This window comes from Serpentinicella alkaliphila (assembly GCF_018141405.1).
GTDB lineage: Bacteria > Bacillota > Clostridia > Peptostreptococcales > Natronincolaceae > Serpentinicella > Serpentinicella alkaliphila.
The window spans coordinates 2342950-2365799 of the sequence record NZ_CP058648.1; the positions used below are offsets into that span (position 1 = coordinate 2342950).

At 31.0% G+C, this 22850-nt stretch carries 25 protein-coding genes; 19 read left to right on the top strand and 6 right to left on the bottom strand.

Going from position 1 to position 22850, the window contains the following annotated elements; all coding sequences use genetic code 11:
- Positions 1–9: 9 nt before the first annotated feature.
- The 3 genes from HZR23_RS11965 to HZR23_RS11975 all read left to right on the top strand — a co-directional run bounded on the left by HZR23_RS11965 (position 10) and on the right by HZR23_RS11975 (position 1390).
- Positions 10–486: an acyl-CoA thioesterase gene (locus HZR23_RS11965; protein WP_165913760.1), complete on the top strand. Its 477-nt coding sequence runs from the start codon at positions 10–12 to the stop codon at positions 484–486.
- 60 nt (positions 487–546) lie between these two features.
- Complete coding sequence (locus tag HZR23_RS11970; protein WP_132849459.1) at positions 547–900, top strand: arsenate reductase family protein; 354 nt, start codon at positions 547–549, stop codon at positions 898–900.
- Positions 901–964: 64 nt separating this feature from the next.
- Positions 965–1390: a VanZ family protein gene (locus HZR23_RS11975; RefSeq protein WP_213050251.1), complete on the top strand. Its 426-nt coding sequence runs from the start codon at positions 965–967 to the stop codon at positions 1388–1390.
- A 10-nt stretch (positions 1391–1400) separates the two neighbouring features.
- Here the strand turns inward: HZR23_RS11975 and HZR23_RS11980 are convergent, their stop codons facing one another.
- Both HZR23_RS11980 and HZR23_RS11985 read right to left on the bottom strand, forming a co-directional pair.
- Positions 1401–2054 carry a TraX family protein gene (locus tag HZR23_RS11980; protein WP_132849458.1) on the bottom strand — a complete coding sequence of 218 codons (654 nt, stop codon included), beginning with the start codon at positions 2052–2054 and terminating at the stop codon, positions 1401–1403.
- 70 nt (positions 2055–2124) lie between these two features.
- Positions 2125–3357 (bottom strand): L-lactate MFS transporter, encoded by a 1233-nt coding sequence (locus HZR23_RS11985; RefSeq protein ID WP_132849457.1) that lies wholly within the window; start codon positions 3355–3357, stop codon positions 2125–2127.
- A 191-nt stretch (positions 3358–3548) separates the two neighbouring features.
- On the opposite strand from HZR23_RS11985, the gene HZR23_RS11990 reads away from it, so the two are divergent.
- From HZR23_RS11990 to HZR23_RS12030, 9 genes are all read left to right on the top strand, one after another.
- Positions 3549–4058 carry a methyltransferase family protein gene (locus HZR23_RS11990; RefSeq protein WP_132849456.1) on the top strand — a complete coding sequence of 170 codons (510 nt, stop codon included), beginning with the start codon at positions 3549–3551 and terminating at the stop codon, positions 4056–4058.
- Between the two features lie 44 nt (positions 4059–4102).
- A complete protein-coding gene (locus tag HZR23_RS11995; RefSeq protein ID WP_132849455.1) occupies positions 4103–4846 on the top strand; it encodes a hypothetical protein in 744 nt (247 codons plus the stop codon).
- 140 nt (positions 4847–4986) lie between these two features.
- Positions 4987–5349: a GntR family transcriptional regulator gene (locus HZR23_RS12000; RefSeq protein WP_132849454.1), complete on the top strand. Its 363-nt coding sequence runs from the start codon at positions 4987–4989 to the stop codon at positions 5347–5349.
- 22 nt (positions 5350–5371) lie between these two features.
- On the top strand, positions 5372–6274 hold the full coding sequence (locus HZR23_RS12005; protein WP_132849453.1) for an ATP-binding cassette domain-containing protein: 903 nt from the start codon (positions 5372–5374) through the stop codon (positions 6272–6274).
- Positions 6256–7554, top strand: coding sequence for a hypothetical protein (locus tag HZR23_RS12010; protein WP_132849452.1), 1299 nt, complete (start codon positions 6256–6258; stop codon positions 7552–7554). The genes HZR23_RS12005 and HZR23_RS12010 overlap by 19 nt, the downstream gene beginning before the upstream one ends.
- A 237-nt stretch (positions 7555–7791) precedes the next feature.
- Positions 7792–8088, top strand: a complete 297-nt coding sequence (locus HZR23_RS12015; protein ID WP_132849451.1) for an FAD-binding protein — start codon at positions 7792–7794, stop codon at positions 8086–8088.
- A 92-nt stretch (positions 8089–8180) separates the two neighbouring features.
- Positions 8181–8504 (top strand): FAD-binding protein, encoded by a 324-nt coding sequence (locus HZR23_RS12020; protein WP_132849450.1) that lies wholly within the window; start codon positions 8181–8183, stop codon positions 8502–8504.
- A gap of 324 nt (positions 8505–8828) precedes the next feature.
- Positions 8829–10595 (top strand): PAS domain-containing protein, encoded by a 1767-nt coding sequence (locus HZR23_RS12025; RefSeq protein ID WP_132849449.1) that lies wholly within the window; start codon positions 8829–8831, stop codon positions 10593–10595.
- A gap of 145 nt (positions 10596–10740) precedes the next feature.
- On the top strand, positions 10741–11619 hold the full coding sequence (locus HZR23_RS12030; RefSeq protein WP_132849448.1) for a hypothetical protein: 879 nt from the start codon (positions 10741–10743) through the stop codon (positions 11617–11619).
- Positions 11620–11709: 90 nt separating this feature from the next.
- On the opposite strand, the gene HZR23_RS12035 is transcribed toward HZR23_RS12030, so the two are convergent.
- Positions 11710–12357, bottom strand: a complete 648-nt coding sequence (locus HZR23_RS12035; protein ID WP_132849447.1) for a hypothetical protein — start codon at positions 12355–12357, stop codon at positions 11710–11712.
- Between the two features lie 235 nt (positions 12358–12592).
- On the opposite strand from HZR23_RS12035, the gene HZR23_RS12040 reads away from it, so the two are divergent.
- The 3 genes from HZR23_RS12040 to HZR23_RS12050 are packed head-to-tail and all read left to right on the top strand — an operon-like array spanning position 12593 to position 14317.
- Positions 12593–13381, top strand: coding sequence for an IS1634 family transposase (locus HZR23_RS12040; protein ID WP_213050252.1), 789 nt, complete (start codon positions 12593–12595; stop codon positions 13379–13381).
- A 5-nt stretch (positions 13382–13386) separates the two neighbouring features.
- On the top strand, positions 13387–13740 hold the full coding sequence (locus tag HZR23_RS12045) for a hypothetical protein (RefSeq protein ID WP_213050253.1): 354 nt from the start codon (positions 13387–13389) through the stop codon (positions 13738–13740).
- On the top strand, positions 13724–14317 hold the full coding sequence (locus HZR23_RS12050; protein ID WP_330615954.1) for an IS1634 family transposase: 594 nt from the start codon (positions 13724–13726) through the stop codon (positions 14315–14317). The genes HZR23_RS12045 and HZR23_RS12050 overlap by 17 nt, the downstream gene beginning before the upstream one ends.
- Before the next feature lie 61 nt (positions 14318–14378).
- Here the strand turns inward: HZR23_RS12050 and HZR23_RS12055 are convergent, their stop codons facing one another.
- Positions 14379–14618 (bottom strand): hypothetical protein, encoded by a 240-nt coding sequence (locus tag HZR23_RS12055; protein WP_132849771.1) that lies wholly within the window; start codon positions 14616–14618, stop codon positions 14379–14381.
- A 2-nt stretch (positions 14619–14620) separates the two neighbouring features.
- A complete protein-coding gene (locus HZR23_RS12060; RefSeq protein ID WP_132849770.1) occupies positions 14621–16000 on the bottom strand; it encodes a radical SAM protein in 1380 nt (459 codons plus the stop codon).
- Between the two features lie 289 nt (positions 16001–16289).
- Between HZR23_RS12060 and HZR23_RS12065 the strand changes: the two genes are divergently transcribed.
- The 4 genes from HZR23_RS12065 to carB all read left to right on the top strand — a co-directional run bounded on the left by HZR23_RS12065 (position 16290) and on the right by carB (position 22260).
- A complete protein-coding gene (locus HZR23_RS12065) occupies positions 16290–17054 on the top strand; it encodes a hypothetical protein (protein WP_132849769.1) in 765 nt (254 codons plus the stop codon).
- A 68-nt stretch (positions 17055–17122) separates the two neighbouring features.
- Positions 17123–18283: an FAD:protein FMN transferase gene (locus tag HZR23_RS12070; protein WP_132849768.1), complete on the top strand. Its 1161-nt coding sequence runs from the start codon at positions 17123–17125 to the stop codon at positions 18281–18283.
- 43 nt (positions 18284–18326) lie between these two features.
- Entirely contained in the window at positions 18327–18722 is a 396-nt protein-coding gene (locus tag HZR23_RS12075) for an FMN-binding protein (RefSeq protein WP_132849767.1), read from the top strand.
- Between the two features lie 307 nt (positions 18723–19029).
- Entirely contained in the window at positions 19030–22260 is a 3231-nt protein-coding gene (gene carB / locus HZR23_RS12080; protein ID WP_132849766.1) for a carbamoyl-phosphate synthase large subunit, read from the top strand.
- Between the two features lie 96 nt (positions 22261–22356).
- Here the strand turns inward: carB and HZR23_RS12085 are convergent, their stop codons facing one another.
- Positions 22357–22776, bottom strand: coding sequence for a MaoC family dehydratase (locus HZR23_RS12085; protein WP_132849765.1), 420 nt, complete (start codon positions 22774–22776; stop codon positions 22357–22359).
- Between the last annotated feature and the right edge of the window lie 74 nt (positions 22777–22850).

Genomic DNA, 22850 nt, shown 5'->3' on the forward strand with positions numbered 1-22850 from the left:
TGTTTTAACGTGATTAATATTGATTATAGCAAGATATCATTTTCAAGAATAGAATCTATTATACCAATACAACCAATTCACAGTAATTCTATGGGTAATGCCCATGGTGGCGAACTAATGAAAATTATGGATAATACAGGGGGCCTTTCTGCATATAAGCATGCTAAAGGTAAAGTTGTTACTGCTCGAGTTGATGATATAGTTTTTCATAGGCCTGTTCATATAGGTAATGTTCTTAATTGTATTGGCCAGGTAATATATGTAGGAAATTCTTCTATCTTATCTTATGTAGCATTATATATCTATAATGTTAAGGATGGCACTAATACTTTAGCATTATCTGGGTATACGACCATGATTCATATTGCAGATGATAAGCCTTCAAAAGTACCTGGGCTAGTTTCGACAACTGAAGAAGAAAAAGAGTTATATAAGTTTGGGGAAAAGAAATACTATGAAATAAAAGAAAGGACAAAAAACATGTAGTATATGCAAGCTATAAAAATAGAAAAATATAATCAAGTTAACGGATGAGGAGTGTTTTATTTGAGCTATTTATTTATTGAGTACCCACGCTGTACTACTTGTAAAAAAGCTAAACGTTGGCTAATAGAAAACAATGTTGATTTTAAAGGTAGACATATAGTCGAAGAAAACCCAAATATAGAAGAGTTAAAAAAGTGGATTGATGAAAGTGGTCTGCCTATTAAGAAGTTTTTCAACACTAGTGGAGTAAAATATAAAGAGTTGAATTTAAAGGATAAGTTACCTAATTTGACAGAGGATGAGCAAATGAATTTATTAGCTTCTGATGGCATGTTAGTGAAGCGACCAATTATTGTCGGAAATAATAAGATTTTAGTTGGATTCAAAGAAGAGGACTGGGAAAAATTGAAGTAATAAAAATACCCTTCTATAAACACTATATAGAAGGGTAATATATTTATGAAGATTGGTGATAAGTATGAGGATGAATAAAAGAAGAATAATTACTATGGTTTTACTTGTATATACCCTAATTTTAGCCTATTGGATGTTATTTGCTTTTGGTAGGGGTACTAACCCTAATTATATGTACAATTTAAGGCCATTCCTTACTATTAGAAGGTTCTTGAGATTTTCAAATTTCAGTTTTCATGTATGGGTAATTAATTTAATAGGCAACGTAGCTGTTTTTATCCCATTTGGAATTTTTATTCCTATATCTTTTTCTAGTAAGTTTATAAAAACACAAATTATATTTCTAAGCGGATTATTTATATTAGAAGTACTACAGCTTGTTACCCGCAGAGGCAGCTTTGATATTGATGATTTTATTTTAAATACATTAGGTGTTACAATAGGATATTTAACATACAAAATATTACTTAAACTTAATGTAGTTAATTAGTCATTAGAGCTTATTTTAGCACATAATCTAAAATAACTATTACTGAAATATGAACGGGATAGAATGCATAGAAAAAATATTTGTTTAATTTAATAATACTTTTAAACTTAAAATAAAATAGTGGTATTGCTAATAATGAGTACATTTGAACATAATAATTAGCTTCAATACAATATAGTAAAGTAATACCAATGAAGCTTAATATTAGATTTTTATAATCATCAAAATATAAGTAAAATATTAGAATGAGTACTACCCCATACAAGCCATAATCAAAGTAAATGCCAAGATAGGTTAGCCCTATTATGCCAATAAATAAGATATAAATTAAGCTCCTATTGTTTTCATAAAGATATATTGCTATTATGCCAATTAATAGTGTAACAAAAATATTTAGGCCTCTACCAAAAAATGTGAAGGGTACTTGAGAAATCAACGCAAATAGACCTAACCTCATTGCATAATTTTTTAGGTTAGAGGTATTTTTATAGCCAATAACTAAATGAAATGCAAATATAGGGAAGGCAATTCTTCCAATTATTCTAAATACAATTATGTGTGGAAAAAATTTATAACCAATATGATCTATTAGCATTGAAACAATAGCAATTATTTTTAAAATATCAGTCCTTTTTTCTTCTCTAATCGATTGTTCAGTTTCCATGCTTATTCTCCTTAGATTAAATTAAGATATCAACAATATGAGGAAATTAATAGTCAAATAAAAAGGTAACCTAATGGTCACCTTGTAAAACAGTTGTTTTAAGTGGTATAGGAGATGTTTTTAATTTAAAAGTAATGAGCAGTGATATTGTTAGTAAAATAAAGGCAATTAAATATGAGGAACTATAGCTTTTTGTTAAGTCAAAAATATATGCACCAGTCATTGGTCCAATAATCCCTCCAAATCCCCAACCAGTAAATAGCAAACCATAATTGATTCCAAAGCTTTTAGTTCCATAAAGGTCTGAGCAAGTGGCTGGAAACACAGAGAAAGTTGCCCCATAGCAAAGACCTGCTATAGCAACGCCTATAGCTAGAGTAGTTATGCTACTATATTTTGAAAATATGAGCATGTTAATGGCTTGAGCTATAAAAATTGTTCTCATCAAATTTATTCTTCCAATTTTATCAGAGATACTTCCCCCTAGAAATCTACCTAAAGTGTTAAATATTGCAAGTAGTATAACTAATATGAAACCGCCCTCCCAGTTGATTTGAACTATTGCAATGTTAGTTGCATGCCCGATAATCATAAGTCCAGCCGAAGCAGAAAAAGCTAGCATAACCCATAATTTATAGAAGCTTACTGTACTAAGCATTTCCTTCCATGTAAAATCAATACTATTACTTATAGCTAAATTATTATTGGAATTACCTTTTATTGTGTAGCCTTTTGGTGGTGTACGTAGTAATTGAGAAAGTGAACAAGCAATAATTAATGCAAATGTTCCAATATATATAAAAGTTTTTGAACTTCCGATTGTAATAATCAAATAGTTTGATAAAGGGGAATAAAGTACTGAAGATAAACCTACTCCCGCAACAACTGTACCTGTAATCATACCTTTTTTGCTAGCACTAAACCATTTAGAGGGGGCAGATATAGTAGACAAGTTTAATATACCCATGCCAGAGCCAGTCATTATGCCAAAAGTAACAACCATGATTAATGGACTTCTAGTAAATCCTGATAAAATGAAGCCTGTGCCTAATAGTAAACTTCCAATAGTTGCAGTGAACCTTGGCCCCTTAACATCTTGCACTTTACCAAGAAGAACCATAGCAATAACCATAGATACTGTAGCTATAGTATATGGAAGAGAAGCTTCTTTGCTGGTCCAGTTTAACTCTCTCACTAAGCTTTTGCTTATAACACTCCAAATATATAGTAAGCCAGAGACTAGATTAATCCCTGTTGCAGCAAATAGTACTTGTAAACCTTTTCGTTCAGACACACTATGCATATAGAATCTCTCCCTACAATTATGAAATTTTGTATCTATGGTAATTATATCATCTTGAATATATCCATACAATTCTACTGGAAATATAAGAATTAAAATATTGTTTTTGATATTATATAATGTATTATATATATATCTTATTATAGATATATGGTATTGTAATTAGTAATACTACTTTTGCGGAGGTAAATATGAAAGGTGCGAAGCTAATCAGTCATATATTTAGTATAGTTGCTCTTCCTTTTAATGTTTTAGTTACAATCCCCTTTATTTTATTGTATGTAGAAAAGAGTGACTTAAGCTTTGAGTACATAACTGATAAATATACATTAATATATTTAGGTATAATTCTCTGTCTCATAGGATTAGTACTATTAATAACGACAGTAAGACTTTTTATAAATATAGGAAAAGGCACTCTAGCACCTTGGGATCCTACCAAAAAACTTGTTATAGAAGGTCCATATAAATATGTGAGAAATCCTATGATTAGTGGAGTAATATTTATCCTCCTAGGAGAATCGATTTTATTTAGATCTAAATATATTCTTATCTGGGTAACAGTGTTTTTTATAATTAACAATATATATTTCATAACTAAAGAAGAACCAGGATTAGTTAAACGATTTGGAAAAGAATATGAATTATACAGAGAAAATGTTCCAAGATGGATACCTAGATTAAAGCCCTGGAAGGTTTGAATGGTAGATGTAATCTCTAATAAATATTGGAGGGAAGATATACATTGGAATTTGAGACTATAAGAAAGCGATTAATTTCTTTTGCAGTTACTTTACTATTAATATCAGGGCATATATATTTAAAAGATTACTATATTCCTCAGTACTCGCCCTATGAAAATGTAAAATATGTTGAAATAGCAGAAAAAAGTGATAAGTTAATAGAATTTATTAATTCTAAATTAGAAGAACCAACAGTAGATAATTTTTTTGTTATTAGAAAAGAAATTAGAGAAATAATTAAGGAATATTATGCATTAAAAGATCGTCAAACCATTATTACTAAACTAGTAAAAAATGAAGATACTTTAACTAGAAGCCAAACAGAATTATTACAAGAAAAATATAATAACATATTTATATTTGAGGAAAGGTACGTTACTCGGATACTAGAGAATACTTTTAAATTAAAAGACTTTAATATTATTCTAAGGGAGAGTAGATTAAATAATGAGTACAAGTCTGAAACCTTGGATATAAAATTTAAAAATAAGGAGTTTGATGTTGACTTAAAGGAAGGACAAATAATTATTTATGAAAATGTGTCAGATGGCCTGAATCTTGAAAATATTATAGCTAGAACACATTTTTTAATTAAAACTGGCGAACAAGATTATTACTTTAGGAGGCCTTCGGAGGGTACTATGAGTATTACTAATAGACTTATTACTATTAGGACTAATGAAGTTTCTCTCAAAATAAGTGGGGATATAGTTTACATCGATGACTATGTGACACCTTATAAATAACCTAAGAATAGCTTATGGTAACTCATACAGCTATTTTTTTATGCTATTAGATATATTATCTAGTCATAAATATTGACTAATATAATAGAATGTAATATACTACATTACATAAGTAATGTAGTATGTAGGAGGTGGATTTGGTGCAAATAAAATTCGATAGCGTTAAGCCTATATACGTTCAAATAGCTGAAGCTATTGAAGATGAGATAATTACTGGTAACCTTAAGGAAGGTCAGCAGTGCTACTCTCAGCTAATTATTTCAAGAGAATTGAACGTAAATCCAGCAACAGCTGCTAAAGGTATAAATCTCCTTGTCACTGAAGGAATATTACTAAAACAAAGAGGCCTAGCTATGATAGTAGCAAATGGTGCTAGAGAACAAATATTAGAAAAAAGAAAGACGGAGGGCTTTGATGCTTTGGGTAGGGAACTGGTTAATGAAGCTAAGAAGCTTGGCCTTAAATATGAACAGGTTATTGAAATAATTAAAAGATACTTTTAGTTATAGGAGAGGAGTGGGTAGGATGACGGATTATGTAATTAATACTAAAGGTCTTATGAAGTCCTATGGAAGTAATTTAGCTATTAATAATATTTCAATTGATATAAAAAAAGAAGGCATAATTGGTTTAATTGGAAGAAATGGTTCAGGTAAGACTACTTTTATGAGAATGTGTGCGGGACTACTTAATAAGACAGATGGTGATCTACAGGTTTTAGGTGGAAAACCTATGGACAATTTAGAAATAGTGGATAGACTTGTGTATACATATCATAATATGGCATATGACAATAACTTAAAGCTAATTGATATAATAAACTCATTTCAAATTATGTATAAGGGTTTTGATGTAAGTTTTGCATTGAAGCTATTAAAATATTTTGAATTAAATGAGAAACAAAAATACAAATCACTATCACAAGGGATGGCAAGTGTTTTTAACTTTATCTGTGCAATTTCAACTAGAGCAGAATTGACAATGCTGGATGAACCTGTTCTAGGTATGGATATAACTGTTAGACGTTCAGTATATGAAGTTCTTTTAAGAGATTATACTGAAAATCCTAGAACAATTATAATTTCAAGTCATTTACTATCAGAACTAGAGGGAATTTTATCTGAAATTATATTAATTAATAAAGGGCAACTATTGCTTTATAAAGATATTGATGAAATGAAAGAGATAGCATATAGGGTTGATGGAAATGCAGACAGTATACTTAATTTTACTAGGGATAAGAAAGTTATATATTCTAGAACCGGTCTATTATATTCCTTTAGTATAGTATTTGGAAATCTCAAGGATGAAATGTCAATAGCTACCAAAAGCAACATAACACTCTCTACATTGAGGCCAGAGGATTTATGTATGTATCTGACACAAGAAAATAAAGAGGAGGAGCTTAAATGTTTATGGGAAGAATAGATATAGATAATACAATTAAGCTTACTAAAGTTAAATATATAGTCTTTAAAAGGAATATGCTTAGGGGATTAGTAATAGCTTTATTTTTGCTACTAGTAAACTCAATATTGTCCTTAAGTTTAGTATTTACTGAATCAAGAAATGTAAGCGCAATAAGTCTTCAAAATTTCTCATTTGCCTTTTTTCTAGCTGGTGTAATGTTATCATTATTTATGTCTATTTCATATAAAACAATCAATAAACAATATTCAATATTTCCACAAAATAATACTAGTAGATTTTTATCATCACAACTAATTAATTACTCGTTTATACTATTTTTATCAATAGCATCACTTATTGCATATTTGTTTCAATATTTAGTTTTTAAAACTATTGCTACAAATTATAACAATGTATTTCTAGCATATAAGTTCAATTTTGAGTTTTTAATTGTGGGCTTTCTCGTGTTCATAATGTATTTGTCTCTTATTTCAGCAGTTATGACTTTTGTAGGTACACTATTTAGAAAACATGCTGTATATACTTTTGTAGTTTTAGGAGTGTTATTTTCTCTAATAATGTATAATGATATTTTAAAAGGGCTAGTTGCTAATGTTTTAGAGTTTATAATCTATGAAAATAGTCTATCTATATTCTTCATTAAAGGTGCAATAACTTGGTTCATATTAATGTTCTTATCTTTAGTAATAAATAAATATACTGAATTTTATAAGGAAGAAAAGACCTTCTCAAAAGCAGTAGTAATTGGAATAACATTAATTTTAATATTCACTATATTTATAGTACCCCAAATGATAATTACAGATTATAGTTCAAATGTTAGAGTTACTGAGCATCATGAAAGTATTTATAAGCATAACAGTGTTGAAATAGAAGTTGATATTTCTCAAATAGAAGAAGGCTCTTTAATAGAAGTTTACACTAATAGCGAAGACAGTACTTATTACGCATATGTTGATGAGATGACAGAAGGAGAAAAGGGGAAGATAATAATTAGTGCTGTACTTCCTTTAAATCAGAAGGACGGGATAAACTTAATAGAGTTTACAGACCCTAAGGTGTTTGCTGAATTGAAAGAGAATAATTTATATATTAACTACCAATATAATGAGAATATAAAAGTTGTTTTTTTATCTCCATGGTTGGTTATGAATCAGTTTAATAGATATATAGGAGAGGGGATTTTTAAAGAAAATCCAGGTAGCTACTCATCAAGGGGAAGTGGGCATATGAGAATAATTCATCCAGATAATGTTAGGTGTATTGTGATTAATTAATCTGATTTTTAAGAACTTTGAAAATGTATAAAGCAACAAGTATTTTTAAAATATAATACTTTAATTAAAATCCGGTAAGAAACTACCGGTTTTTTTTGTTTAGTATCATAAATAGAAAAGTAGAACAATACTTATATAAATATACTACCTAAGAATAGATTGGAAAGAACAAAAAAACAATAGTAAAATTTATTATTCTTAATCAATGAATAACAAGTGATTAGGAGGGATTAACTGATGGGGTATAAGAAAATTAGTGATCAGGATATTAGTTTTCTAAAAGTTATATGTGGTGAGAAACATGTGTTTATTAAAGAAAAAAATATTCATGAATTTGCCGGAGAAGATCTAACTAATGTAATCTTTATACCTGAAGTAGTAGTTGAGCCACGGACTTCAGAGGCGGTTTCAGATATTTTAAGGTATGCTTACGAAAATAATATATCTGTAACACCTAGATATAAAGGTAAGGGGCTTAGTTGGGGGATAATGATTAATATGAGCAAGGTAAATATGAATAGAAGGGTTAGATAGAAAAATCTAACCTTTTTGTGTATTAGGTATATAAAAATAGCTTCAGATCTATTTTATATATAAAGAAAAAGATTGAATGGGGGATTGGGTGAATGAACTACAAAAATATTACTGAACAGGATATTAATTTTTTAAAAGGAATTTGTGGTGAAAATAATGTATTCTTCGGGGAAAAAATAAATATCGATTTATTCCAAAAACAGCTTCCTAAAAATTTATTTATGCATAAAGTTATAGTCGAACCCAAGACAAATAAGGCTGTCTCAGATATTATAAAGTATGCCTGTGATAATAATATACCAATAAACCCTAGACAACTAAAGACAGGTGCAGTAGGTGGAATATATATTGATATGAACAACATCAATAAGGGAATAGAGCTAGATGATGAAAAACTCAATCTATGGTTTAGATAGTTTTTAAAAATTAAGCTTGATAATTAGCTATAGTATAAACTAATATAATATTCGGAGTTAGAGCACTTCTAAAACAATATATGAGTCCAGGGATACGAATAATTGCAAAATTTAATAAAGAGAAATATAAGCCGACACCATGTGCCGGTTTTTCTTATGTTTTTTTATATATATTTTATAAGATTTTTTTATTTATACTTAAATATTGTGATATGGGTCACAGAGCAAATGGGTATAATTAAATAAACTTATATATAACAAGAGTTAAATGATTTGCATACCTATTAATGTTATTGTGTAATATTAGGGAGGAATGGTTGAGTTATGAAGAAAAATATTAAGTATATTACAATTGATGGTAGGGGAGAGCATGAAAGCTTTAAGGATTGTATAACTAAGGCAATAAAAGATTTAGGTTCAGAGGAAGGAATACATATAATTAAAGACTTTGAACCATCTCCAATGTATAAAATGATGGAAGAAAAGGGTTTTGATAAGTATATAAATAAAGTAAGTGATACGGAATATCATGTATACTTTACTCCTAAGGATTCAATAGAAAAAATTAAAATGGGTGAATTTTTAGATTTAGATGATAAAAAAATTGAAAAAATCATGAAAATCAAACTAAATTACTTAAGGGGAAGTATCTCTTTAGAGACTGCTAAAAGTCAAATGAAAGAGTCCTTTGATAAAGTTACTGCACAGGAGTTTGCAATTTGTGAACAATATCTACAGCAGTATGGAATAACAGATGAAGAGTTAGCAGAAAGAATGGACGAAATATTAGAGATTTTTGATGGTATATTAGTAAGTAATAAAATAGAATTACCTTTAGGTCATCCAGTTAGAACATATCTTGATGAAGTTGAAGCTATAAGAGCAGTGCTGGAAGAAATGAGAAAGTTAAAAGATAAGAAATTTATTAAAAATCAATGGGATGAACTTTACGAAAAACTAAGTGAAATTAAAATACACTTTTCTAGAAAGCAAAATCAATTGTACCCAGCTCTGGAAGAGAAGGGATTCGATAAACCTTCTAAGGTAATGTGGACTTTAGAAAATAATATTAAAGACATAATTAGAAGGGCTAAAGACTTTTTAGAAAAGAACCAGGATAAGGAGTTTATAAATCTGCAAGATGATGTTATTGAAATGGTCGAAGATATGATGGTAAAGGAAGTTGAAATACTTTATCCCACTTCGATTGATCTTCTCTCCAATGAAGATTTCGTTAAAATGAGAATAGGCGATGACGAAATTGGTTATTGTTTAATCCCTGCTCCAATACCATTTGGAATTGAAGAGGATAAAACAGACAAGATATTTTTAAATAATGAGTTGCTAAAGGACTTAGCGAATGTTCTACATAAACATGGTGTACTTGAAAACACTGGCAGAGGAGAAGTTTTGGATGTTAGCCAAGGCAAATTAACTTTGGAGCAAATAAATCTAATATTTAAACATTTACAAGTTGACCTATCCTATGTAGATGAAAATGAAATAGTTAAATTTTATAGTGACACAAAACATAGGGTATTTCCAAGAAGTGCAGGTGTAATTGGAAGAAAAGTTCAAAACTGCCATCCTAGGGAAAGTGTCCATACAGTAGAGGAAATTATTGAGGCCTTTAGATCTGGAGAACAAGATATGGCTGAGTTTTGGTTAGAGGTTGGTGGAAAGTTTATTTATATAATTTACAATGCTGTAAGGGATGAAAAGGGCAAATTCAGAGGAGTACTAGAAATGATGCAGGATGTAACCCGTATTAGAAGTTTGGAAGGAAGTCAAAGATTGCTAACATGGGAGAATAAAAAGAATAATGATGATGGACCGGTTGAGGAAAATAAGGACGAGTTAAATCCTTATGGTATAACTAAAGATACTGTAATCGGTGAACTAATTAAGAAATATCCATTTATTAAAGAGTATATGTTTAATTTATCACCAAAATATAGCAAACTTAAAAACCCAGTTATATTCAGAACTATGTCGTCGATTGCAACGATTGAAATGATAAGTGAAAAAGGTGGATTTGAAGTTCATGAGTTAATCAGAATAATTACTGAAGAAATAAATAATAGTCTATAATTCTTGCTCCCTCAATTTTTTTTGAGGGAGTATTTAAATTAGATATTTGTTAATAACTATAATTCTTTCTAATATCCTAATCTGGTATAATATACATATAATAATAAGTTTTTAGTGCTCATATATGTTCTAGGAGGAATGAAATTTGAGGTTTAAAAAGGCTATTACAATACTTGTTTTAATAATAACTGTACTATCAACTATAGCAGCATTAGTAGGTGTTTTTTCAAACAATACTAGTGAAATATCAGAATTTAAATCTATTCATGGAGAGCAAGTGGAAATCTATGGCAAAGGAATATATAAGAATGACTCAATAGCAATCGTTGCCCAAGGAAGAGCACAGGATGTAGTAACCTTAGTATTAGGTATTCCAATATTATTAATATCCCTAGGTATGTATAGAAAAAAATCATTGAAAGGTAAGCTATTATTAACTGGTACTCTAGCCTTCTTTTTATATACTTATGTCTCTTATACTTTTCTATGGATGTATAATTCTTTTTTTCTAATCTATGTAATAATTATGTCAGCTAGCTTCTTTGCTTTTACTTTATGTATGATGTCCTTTGATTTAGACCAATTAAGAAATTCTTTTAATACAAAGCTTCCAATTAAAACTTTAGCAATATTTCAGATTGTAATCGGATTATTTTTGGCCTTTAATTGGTTAGGAATGATTTTACCTGCAGTAATTAATAACTCAGTTCCTTTAATTATAGAACATTATACTGCTTTAGTTATACAAGGTTTAGATTTAGGATTTATATTTCCTGTATCTATACTATCAGCGGTTCTCCTATTAAAAAGGAACCCATATGGTTATCTTTTATCATCTATAGTAATTATAAAGGGTATTACTTTAGGAACATCGGTAACAGCAATGGTTATAGGACAATTATTAGCGGGAGTAAAACTAAATATAGCTGAAATAGTTATGTTTCCATTATTATCTATAGGTACGATATATCTATTCTTTATTCTTTTAAATAATATTTCAGAGCCTCTGCAAAAAAACATCTAAAATATATGATAATGCTAAAATAGGATCTAAGTTAAATAAATGGAAACCATAATATAAATTAACAGAAGAGACTCCAAAATGGAGTCTCTATTACTTACTATTATTCTTTATTAACCAATGTAGAACTTGGTATCCCCGTTCGGAACAGCCTACACGACCACCAACGGCGCAAGCACAGGCACAAGCACAGGCGCAGGCGCATCCCCCTGTTCCACCTCGATGAAGAGAACTACTTCCAGCAATAAAAGCTCCACCTCTATACCCGCCACCATATCTTCCTGAATTATAATTATTAGGGCCGGAGGGTTTAATGAGGATGAATAGAATAATTACTATAACTAATATAAATATAGCAGTAATAATAAAACTGCCAATAGAAGTATTATTCTTTAAACTATTTAGCTCAGGAAATGAATCACTTTTATAAATAACAGTAACAATGTCAGCTTTTTGATTTGTTCTCATATTTTTTGTTATCCAGGATACCTCAGTATGAGCTGTTTCTGAAGGTTGAACCTTAAAGTCTATAGGGGAAATGTTTTCAGTATTTAAAATAACTTTAAGCTCATTTATTACTGCAAAATCGAACCACCCAGGTCTAAACTGTAGTGATACAGTATCGTCTCCAGCCTTATATAACATGGAACGTTGATTGATAGTAAAGCTGAAATTAAATCTATCTCCTTGCTTTGGTAATCTATGAAAGTCCAGTTGAACTTGTGATGTTGCTGATTTCAATTCCTTCCCATTAGATATTAATGAAGAAGGGGAATATTCTAAAAGAGTAAAATCACTATTTGCTACACCTATTTGTAAATATTGAATGTTAGGTGGGAAATCTGTCGTAGCCTCATAGTCAAATTCATAGCTTATATCCTGAGTTTATAGGTTCAAAAACTAAAAAGATGATAAAACACTTGAATTTCAGGTGTTTTTTTATTGGAAATTTTGGAAATAATTGTTGTGTACTTCGATGTACTGTGATATAATAAAAGAGGGTGATTTTATGTTTATTAGAGTGACTAAGAGTCCTACAGCTAAGTATAAAAAAGTATATCTTGTTGAAGGCTACCGTGACGAAAATGGTAAATCTAAACAAAGAATTATTAAATGCTATGGCAATCTTGAAGAATTAGAGGCTAATGATCCGGATATTCTACAAAAGCTAAAAGATTCTGCTAAATTGATAACTAAAAACCAAGTAAATCTAACATTGAACCTTAGTGATAGTAACGATGATATGGAAATTGATAAGAACTATGGCTACTTTTTTCTTGAAAGACTCTATAATGAGCTTAGTTTGCCTCAGTTTTTTAAATCACAAATGCGTAAAAGAAAGCATGTTTTTGACTTGAATGAAGTTTTTCAATTGCTTCTATATGGAAGAATTCTGAAACCTGCTAGTAAAAAATCAACATTTGAAAATAAAGATGAGTATTTCGAATCTTTTAAAGTAACTATAAATTCTATTTACGAGTCTCTCTCTCTAATGAAGGATATTAAAGAAGACCTACAACAACATCTTCATGAGCAAGTTTCACAGATCCACGGTAGAGATACTTCACTTGTTTTCTTTGATGTAACTAACTATTACTTTGAATCAGACTTAGAAAATAATCTTAAAAAAGTTGGTATCTCTAAACAAAAAAGAACAACGCCAATCGTACAAATGAGTCTAGCAATTGATAGAGCAGGCCTACCTGTTGGGTATGATCTTTTTCTGGTAATACCCATGATAGTACAATGCTTATTCCTGCCTTAAAGAATATGAAAAATAGATATGCTCTTGAGAGAGTAATTCTAACAGCAGACAAAGCTCTAAATAGTGGTAAAAACCTAGCTTTTCTTGTAGAAAACAATGATGGTTACATAGTTTCACAAAAGGTAAGAGGTGCCTCTAAGACATTTATAAAAGAAATTCTTAAAGATGAAGGCTACGTTTATAACTCTACTAAAACTTTTAAGATTAAATCTTTCTTCAGGGAAAGAAAAACTAATAACGAAAATGGTGAGGAAATTACACTCAAAGAAAAAGTTGTATCTTTCTGGGCTGCTGATTATGATGCTAGAGAAAAACACAAAAGAGAAAAATTAGAAGAAAAAAATTCAAGAGTATCTTGAAAATCCTTCGAAATATAAAGCTTCTAATCGTTATGGTGTAAAAAAGTATTTAAAAGAAATAGAGATAGATACTTATACAGGTGAAGTGGAAGATAAAAAAACGCTCTTAGAGTTTGAAGCTGCTAAGTACGAAAGAGATGTGGCCTTAGATGGGTATTATGCTCTTGTTACCAGTGAGCTTGAAATGCCTGATGAAGAAATAATTGAAAGGTATAGAGGTCTTTGGAAGATAGAAGAATCTTTTAAAGTTTTAAAGTCAGATTTAGAAGGTCGTCCTGTCTATGTTCGAAGAGAGGATAGAATAGAAGGACATTTTCTTATTTGTTTCGTAGCATTATTAATTTCGAGAATTCTAGAGAATAAACTCAAAAACAAATACTCTATTAAACGAATACAAGAGTCTCTTAGAAATGCAACGTGTAGATTTATTACCAATGGAATCTACTCACTTAATAAACAAGATGAAATTTATAGAGATATCGAAAAATTATTTGGTGTTTCTCTAAATTACAGAAATATAAGAATCGAGCAAATTCGTTCTTATAGGAAAGAAATAGTTCACAACATAAAAAAATAAAAACAAATCAGCTATGACCTAGTATTTTTAAGGTGTTTAGCTGATTTTTTGTTCTTGCAACCTATAAACTCAGGAGAGTAAAATCACTATTTGCTACACCTATTTGTAAATATTGAATGTTAGGTGGGAAATCTGTCGTAGCCTCATAGTCAAATTCATAGCTTATATTTAAGCTTCCATCTGTATTAGGTGTTATTTTAACTAACATTTCATGAATAATATCAGGTGGTGTCGCTGACACGACCTGTAGAGTTAAAAGCAAAAAAACAAATATAGTTATTAATAAACGTTTAATTTTCATAATCAGGCCTCCTTCAATGGACAACTTCCTTTAGTAGCAAAGTCTTTACGTATTTCTTTACAGGTTTTACTATTCCATATTTTATCCCAAGATTGGGCACGAATGTCCCCAAGAGATGGGCCTTTTAACCAACTTTGACATGGTACAACCTCCCCAGTAGGTGTAATAGCCATGTTAGAGAGACAGGCACCACAAACAGGAGCACTTGGTAGGCCTAATTCAATTAGTTCCTCAGAGGATAACCAGCCTGGTGATGTAAATGAAATTTCCATTATTAGCTCCTTACATACAGAAACAGCTTCGCTTAAGATATCTTTAAGCTCAGTTTTATTCAAGGCTTTTCCAGTTCTTATTTGTTCTACAGCATTTCCAGTAGGAATTAGACTGGAACAACCAACACAATAAACTCCTAATTCATGAACAAATCGTATTAGACTTATATAATCTTTATTTCTAGAAACTAAAGGAGTATTGATACTTACGCTTAGGCCTACATCCATTGCATTTTTTATTCCCTGAATAGTTTTCTCCCACGCACCCACTTTGCCAACTAAATCATCATGTATTTTAGGGTCATCAGAATAAAGTGTGATTTGTATTCCATCTAGACTTGCACTATGTAACTCATTAGCAAGCTCTTTAGTTAAATTATATCCACTTGTATTTAGTCTAGTTACAAACCAGGAAGAGTATTTTACCAATTCCACAATATCTGGACTTGTTAATGGCTCTCCACCTGTAAATGTAAGCATAGGAATCCCTGCATCTTTACATCTATCTATTATCTGTTTCCATTCTGAAGTTTCTAAAGGCTTTTCGATATCCATAAAATCACCATAGTCAGCATAGCAGCAAACACATTCTAGAGGACAAGCTCGTTTACTATTTAGAGACATTGGGGCTAGAATAAGATCCATACGATGGGGTGCAGTCATATATTGACTGTATTCTTCTAAATTCATTCCTATATTAGTTTCTGGAGGTATATATCCGTTGGTAGCTATGTTTACACCTAAAGTAATTATTTCTCTAAGATCAGATAAAATTAAGTTTTCTTCTGTTTTAGGATATAGCTCAAGTACTTTTGTAACAACAGTTTTTTCTATTAAATCAGTTTCATGTTCACTAATATGACGCTTGTTCTTACAATGATTCTGTAACTCTTTAAAGAATATACGCAGAACTGTAGCCCATGAAGGACCAATAGGTAAGAACCATGTACCGTTAATAATAAGTTGACTAGGAGGGTCCTTAAGAATTAGTGGTTTGGGTGGTACTAAATGCATTCTTGCTGAGCCTGGCCCATCTGGATCTAGGGTTGCATGGGCAACACCATCAAGCCAAGCTTTTCTTTTTCTATCATAATTTTTAAATAAACTCATTGTTTACCTCACTTTGTAAATGACATTATATATCTATATTTTACCATTTATACAAAAGATTTGAATGCCTTTTACGACATTTATTCATTTTTTTATTTGGTTAAAGCATAGTAAAAAGTGTACTAGATGTCTAAGACAAGCAATATAATTTAATAGATAGATAAGAATTAAATAATCTTATCTGATAGATTTTATTATTTATTTTCATTTCAAACTAGTTTTTATCATCGTTATAGTTAAACAAAATACTATAATGATGAAAAAATAAAAGGGGAGGATGATGAAAATTATGAAGAGGTATAAACCTGTTTCAATTGTACTTGTGGTATTACTTATGGTAACTATGATGACTGGGTGTGTTAACACGACTCCAAGTAATAACAGTACACCTAGTACTCCAGAAGTTATTTTTGATGCAGCTCAATTTCCTAATTGGGTAGAAACTGAAGGTGTTTGGAGAACAGTTAATAATGGATCATTTAAAGAGGGAGCAGCATATGCACCAACACCTGAGGACTTAGCATCAATTATGAAACTTACAAGTCTAACTCCTACATCAAGAGGGTTTAACGATTACTTAATGGTAGTTCTTAAGGATGTAGATCAACAAGTAGATGTTGTTGGTGAAGGTAATGCACATGATGGAACAGTAACCGTTCTAGTATTTGGAGATAGACTTCTTCCTAAAGAAGAAAGTTTAGGAGGACATGATCAATCATTAGATAGAGGTTATTATAACGTGGGGATTGCAACGGGATACTTAAATCTTGGAGCGATTAGTTATGGATATGGAACACATATGTTTATGACTACTGAATACACTAGAGGCGGGTCTACAAGAGAGTTAACAACAGAGGAAGTATATTTAAAAGATAAGGGATATAAATATGTATTAGGATATGATCCATTAAAACGTGGGGACGAAAATCGTGCAGTAGAAGCCTATGGAAATCTAAAATTTGTTTGTGCAGTTGTAATAGGAACGATGGATGAGACTGCTGAAACTAAGGTAACTGATAAGATATATCACGAGAACTGGGTCGTTGCTGAATAATCTTAGTTAGAAAAATATAAGCACCGACTTTTGTAGGTGCTTATCCTTTTTAAGGGGGTAACTTTAGGATGAAAAAGATTTCTGCTATATTATTTTGTATTATATTTATTATGATGGGATGTAATATAGGTAATAAAAGTACTGGGGAACTTACATCCAGAAGAAAAATAAGCTATGATCACTTTGGTACAGTAAGTTCAGTTATAGTATTTGACGATTTTTCAGCTCCCAAAGCTATAGAACGCTTTGAATCTACATGGCAGGAAATCAACAATATGCTTGAAGAATTAGATAAGGCAGCTAGTGTTAGTATTCCAGAAAGTGATATATATAGATTTAATATGATTAGATATGAGGAAAGTATTGAAATAAGCCCATTGACTGCGGAACTAATAAAGATATCTAAGGAAATGTATGAATTTACAAATGGAAAGTATAACCCCGCAGTATATAATTTAGTAGATTTATGGGGATTTACACCAAGATTTAATTATGTAAATCAAGTTAACGGGATGCCATATGATCGAAATAGAAATGATAATGGTAGTTTTAATCTCCCAGATAATAAATATATTGAGGCATTTCGAGAGCTCTCTGACTTCGCAGGAGTAATTTTAAGTGGAAATGATAGTAGTGGTTATATACTTACTAAAAATATAAATGACATAGAAATTGACGGAGTCCTATACTCACTTAAAATCGATTTAGGTGGAATTGCTAAAGGTTACGCAGCAGATAAAGCGATAGAAATTTTAAAAATGAATGGCTATGAATATGGTTTTGTAAATGTTGGTCTTAGTAGCTTACAGTTATTGAAGCGAAATGTTTCTAATAAAGGTGCACCAGATGATAATATGTGGGGCATAACTGTTTCAAATCCAAATAATAAAACAGAAAAATACTTAACTATATTTGATAAAAATACTGGGATTTCTACTAGTGGCACCTATGATTTAAGCTATTTCTTAGATGGGAGAGAATACAGCCATATCATTAATCCGTATACTGGAGAGCCTACTACTAGCAGTATCTTAGCTGTATCTATATTAGGTAATAAGTCCAGCGAGGCAGATGCAATCTCAACAGCACTATGTACTATGGCAGAAGAGGAAGCTATAGATTTTATGAATACATATTTAGATCATTATAAAGTTGCTTTAATAATAATGGATGGTAAGGATCTTAAGCTAGTGACAAATATGAAGGAAGAGGATTATATAGTACATTAACTTTAAATATAACTCTAGTTCGGTAAATTATCAGGGAGGAGTAATGATGAAAAGTATCTATGGAATTAAAGGGATAGCATTAATAATTATACTTTTGTTGTTATTAACAGCTTGTTCTTCAGGGGATAAAAAAGAAGTTTTTGTACCGTCATATACAGCAGGTACATATACTTCTGAACAACTAGGTTTTAATGGTCCTGTAGTAATTGAAGTAACTTTTACAGAAGATTCCATAGCGGAGATAGTAGTTGTAAGTAATGTTGAAACAGATTATATTGCAGGACCAGCTCTAGAGGGAATACCTGCAGCTATTATAGAAAATCAGAGATTAAAAGTTGATACTGTATCAGGTGCAACATATACAAGTAAAGCAATTTTGAAAGCTGTGGAAGACTGTATAATACAAGCAGGGGAAAATGCTGAAGAGTTATCTAAGTAAATATGAATTAGTATTGATTTGATTAATTATAGTTCAAATTTTAATATTAAGGTTTGTAGAGTTAAGTATATTCTACAGACCTTATTTTATTTTGTATATTAAGTCTTAATAAATTAATAAACAAATTGAATTATATAGTTTTAAAATACATATGATAAGGTAAATCTGTGTATGAAGTGAATTTGAATTATTTATAAATATACACTTGCGCGAAATAATATTCAAAAAGAAGTAGCATATTTAAAATTAACCTGCTATAATTATTTAAAATATATTATATTTATTCATTTGAAAAGGAGAATGATAAATGCCAAAACGTACAGATATCAACAAAATAATGATCATTGGATCGGGACCTATTATAATCGGACAGGCTTGTGAATTTGATTATTCTGGAACTCAAGCTTGTAAAGCCCTAAGAAACTTAGGCTATAAAATAGTACTAGTAAATTCAAATCCTGCAACAATTATGACAGATCCAGGCATGGCTGATGCTACATATATAGAACCACTAAATGTAAAAAGATTAACTGAAATTATTGAAAAAGAAAGACCAGATGCACTACTTCCTAATTTAGGTGGTCAATCTGCTCTTAATCTTTGTGTAGAGCTTTTTAAGGCAGGAGTATTAGAAAAGTTTGCAGTACAAGTAATTGGAGTGCAAGTCGATGCTATCGAAAGAGGAGAAGATAGAATCGCTTTTAAAGAGACTATGAATAAACTAGGCATAGAAATGGCTAGAAGCTTTCCTGCATATAGTGTAGAAGAAGCTGAAAATATAGTTAAAGAGCTAGGTTTCCCAGTTGTAATTAGACCTGCATACACAATGGGTGGAACAGGTGGAGGTTTAGTTTATAACACCGAAGAGTTAATTAACATAGTTAAAAGAGGGATAGCTGCTTCCATAGTAGGTCAGGTACTAATAGAAGAGTCGGTTTTAGGATGGGAAGAACTAGAATTAGAGGTAGTAAGAGATTCTAAAAACCAAATGATAACCGTATGTTTTATAGAAAATGTTGACGCTGTAGGAGTACATACAGGTGACTCATTTTGTACAGCTCCTATGCTAACAATAAGTGAAGAGCTACAACAAAAACTACAGAAACATGCCCATGATATAGTAGAAGCAATTGGTGTAATTGGAGGTACTAATGTACAATTTGCTCATGATCCTAAAACAGGTAGGGTGGTTGTTATTGAAATTAACCCTAGGGCCTCAAGATCATCTGCACTAGCTTCTAAGGCTACAGGTTTCCCAATAGCTTTAGTATCATCAATGTTGGCTTCGGGTTTAACTTTAGATGAAATTCCTTATTGGAGAGATGGTACTTTAGAGAAATATACACCATCAGGAGATTATGTAGTAGTTAAATTCGCTAGGTGGGCATTTGAAAAGTTCAAAGAAGCTCATGATAAACTAGGAACACAAATGAAGGCTGTTGGAGAGGTAATGAGTATAGGTAAAAACTATAAGGAGGCTTTCCAAAAAGCCATCCGTTCTTTAGAAACTAATCGACACGGGTTAGGTTTTGTTAAAAACTACAACTCAAAGTCTTTAGAAGAGCTATTAGGGATGTTAGTAGAACCTTCAAGTGAACGTCAATTTATTATGTATGAGGCCTTAAGAAAAGGGGCTACAGTTGAAGAACTTCATAAATTAACATATATTAAAGCATGGTTTATTCAGCAAATGAAGGAGTTAGTAGAGTTAGAGGAGGAAATGTTAAAGTATAAAAACAATAGTCTACCTGATGATTTACTAATTCAGGCCAAAAAAGATGGATTTGCAGATAAATATATTGCTAAGTTATTAAACCAACCAGAAGATAAAATAAGAAGTCAAAGAATTGGTCTAGGAATCTCTGAGGCGTGGGAACCAGTTCCTGTGAGTGGAGTTGACAATGCAGCTTACTATTATTCAACCTATAATGCTGAGGATAAAACTACAGCTACAGATAAACAAAAGGTAATGATTTTAGGTGGTGGGCCTAATAGAATAGGTCAGGGTATAGAGTTTGACTATTGTTGCGTGCATACAGCTCTTACACTAAGAGAATTAGGATATGAAACAATTATCGTTAACTGTAACCCAGAAACTGTTTCAACGGACTATGACACTTCAGATAAACTATATTTTGAGCCTCTGACAGTAGAGGATGTATTAAGTATATACCATAAAGAAAAGCCATTAGGAGTTATTGTTCAGTTTGGTGGTCAAACCCCATTAAATATTGCAGGGGAGCTTGAAAAGGCAGGAGTTAATATTTTAGGAACCTCACTTGAAACAATTAATTTAGCTGAGGATAGAGATCAGTTTAGATTAATGATGGAAAAATTAGAAATCCCTATGCCAGAATCAGGTATGGCTAGTGATTTAGAACAAGCAATAACAGTAGCTAATAAAATTGGATATCCATTAATGGTTAGACCTTCATTCGTTCTTGGTGGAAGAGGTATGGAAATTATATATGACGAGGAAATGTTAAAAACATATATAAATAACTCAACAGATATAGCTCCAGAGTCACCAATATTAATAGATAAATTTTTAGATAATGCCATAGAGGCAGAGGCAGATGCTATTTCAGACGGAAGTAATGTTTTCGTTCCTGCAGTAATGGAGCATATTGAATATGCAGGAGTACATTCAGGAGACTCTGCATGTGTTATTCCACCGATTACTATACCAGAGGAGCATATAAAAACTATTAATGAGTATACGAAAAAAATTGCCCGGGAACTAAATGTAATAGGTCTTATGAATATACAATATGCCATTGCAGATGGTAAAGTATACGTATTAGAGGCGAATCCAAGAGCTTCTAGAACAGTTCCTCTAGTTTCAAAAATCTGCAATATTTCAATGGCAAAAATTGCGACAGAAATTATTATGGATAAAGTAACTAACTCAAACAAAGAAATCGTAGCTAATTTAAAAGAAGTAAAAGTTCCATACTATGGAGTAAAGGAAGCAGTATTCCCATTTAATATGTTCCCGGAAATCGATCCACTACTAGGACCGGAAATGAAATCTACTGGGGAAGTATTAGGTATGGGTGATTCCTTCGGATTTGCTTTCTATAAGGCACAGGAAGGAACTCAGGTTTCATTACCTACTCAGGGATCTGTATTAATTACAGTAAGAGAAGAGGATAGAGAAGCAATATTAGAAGCAGCGCAAAAGTTTGCTCAAATTGGATTTGAAATTAAGGCTACAGAGGGAACAAGTAAGTTCTTAGCTGATAAGGGAATCCAATCAACTGTTGTTAAAAAGCTTCATGAGGGAAGACCAAACATTTTAGATATAATAACCAATAAAGAGGTAAACTTAGTTATAAATACACCTCTTGAAAGTAAGGATAGTAATGAGGATGACTCATACATTAGAAAGGCTGCTATTAGACATAAAATTCCATACATTACAACAACTGCTGCAGCAATTGCAAGTGCAAAAGGAATTGAGTCATACATTGAAAACAGCAAAGGAAACAAACAAATTAAGAATCTTCAAGAATATCACCAAAGCATACAATTTTAAAAATCCTTTGTTAAAGAAAAAGTAATAAAGTAAAATATAAGTTATAAATAAAGAAAGATAGAGCCCTTAGAAAATAAGGGTTCTATCTTTTAAAACTTACTCATGCATTACTATTCCATATCCTTCAGTTACTAGCTTCCCATCTTGATTATGTACTTCCATTTTAACTTTAATTCTTCTCTTTTCTTCATTTTTTTCAACTATTTCACCTGAGGCTGTGAGCGTGTCACCAATGAAAACTGGTGCAAGAAATTTTAGTTCTTGAGACACATATATAGAACCAACCCCCATTAACTTATTGCCAACTAATGCAGAAATAATACCAGCGCTAATTACTCCATGGGCAATTCTTTTTTTGAAACGAGTAGTACCAGCGTACTCTTCATTCATATGTACCGGATTAACATCACCTGTAAGTTCAGAAAACTTTTGGACATCCTCTTCATTTATTTGCTTTGTAAAGCTATCTTTATAACCTATTTGAAAAATATCAAAGTTAGTCTTTTCGAAAGCCATAATAATCCCCCTCATAAATATAGTTAACTTAAATATATTGTTAATTATACCATATATTACAAATAGAATTTTGG

Excerpts from the sequence above, each read along its gene's own strand:
- HZR23_RS11975 (WP_213050251.1), top strand. The coding sequence starts at position 965 with ATGAGGATGAATAAAAGAAGAATAATTACTATGGTTTTACTTGTATAT.
- HZR23_RS11980 (WP_132849458.1), bottom strand. The coding sequence starts at position 2,054 with ATGGAAACTGAACAATCGATTAGAGAAGAAAAAAGGACTGATATTTTA.
- HZR23_RS11985 (WP_132849457.1), bottom strand. The coding sequence starts at position 3,357 with ATGCATAGTGTGTCTGAACGAAAAGGTTTACAAGTACTATTTGCTGCA.
- HZR23_RS11990 (WP_132849456.1), top strand. The coding sequence starts at position 3,549 with ATGAAAGGTGCGAAGCTAATCAGTCATATATTTAGTATAGTTGCTCTT.
- HZR23_RS12005 (WP_132849453.1), top strand. The coding sequence starts at position 5,372 with ATGACGGATTATGTAATTAATACTAAAGGTCTTATGAAGTCCTATGGA.
- HZR23_RS12010 (WP_132849452.1), top strand. The coding sequence starts at position 6,256 with ATGTTTATGGGAAGAATAGATATAGATAATACAATTAAGCTTACTAAA.
- HZR23_RS12015 (WP_132849451.1), top strand. The coding sequence starts at position 7,792 with ATGGGGTATAAGAAAATTAGTGATCAGGATATTAGTTTTCTAAAAGTT.
- HZR23_RS12020 (WP_132849450.1), top strand. The coding sequence starts at position 8,181 with ATGAACTACAAAAATATTACTGAACAGGATATTAATTTTTTAAAAGGA.
- HZR23_RS12025 (WP_132849449.1), top strand. The coding sequence starts at position 8,829 with ATGAAGAAAAATATTAAGTATATTACAATTGATGGTAGGGGAGAGCAT.
- HZR23_RS12040 (WP_213050252.1), top strand. The coding sequence starts at position 12,593 with ATGTACTGTGATATAATAAAAGAGGGTGATTTTATGTTTATTAGAGTG.
- HZR23_RS12045 (WP_213050253.1), top strand. The coding sequence starts at position 13,387 with ATGAAAAATAGATATGCTCTTGAGAGAGTAATTCTAACAGCAGACAAA.
- HZR23_RS12055 (WP_132849771.1), bottom strand. The coding sequence starts at position 14,618 with ATGAAAATTAAACGTTTATTAATAACTATATTTGTTTTTTTGCTTTTA.
- HZR23_RS12060 (WP_132849770.1), bottom strand. The coding sequence starts at position 16,000 with ATGAGTTTATTTAAAAATTATGATAGAAAAAGAAAAGCTTGGCTTGAT.
- HZR23_RS12065 (WP_132849769.1), top strand. The coding sequence starts at position 16,290 with ATGAAGAGGTATAAACCTGTTTCAATTGTACTTGTGGTATTACTTATG.
- HZR23_RS12070 (WP_132849768.1), top strand. The coding sequence starts at position 17,123 with ATGAAAAAGATTTCTGCTATATTATTTTGTATTATATTTATTATGATG.
- HZR23_RS12075 (WP_132849767.1), top strand. The coding sequence starts at position 18,327 with ATGATGAAAAGTATCTATGGAATTAAAGGGATAGCATTAATAATTATA.
- carB (WP_132849766.1), top strand. The coding sequence starts at position 19,030 with ATGCCAAAACGTACAGATATCAACAAAATAATGATCATTGGATCGGGA.
- HZR23_RS12085 (WP_132849765.1), bottom strand. The coding sequence starts at position 22,776 with ATGGCTTTCGAAAAGACTAACTTTGATATTTTTCAAATAGGTTATAAA.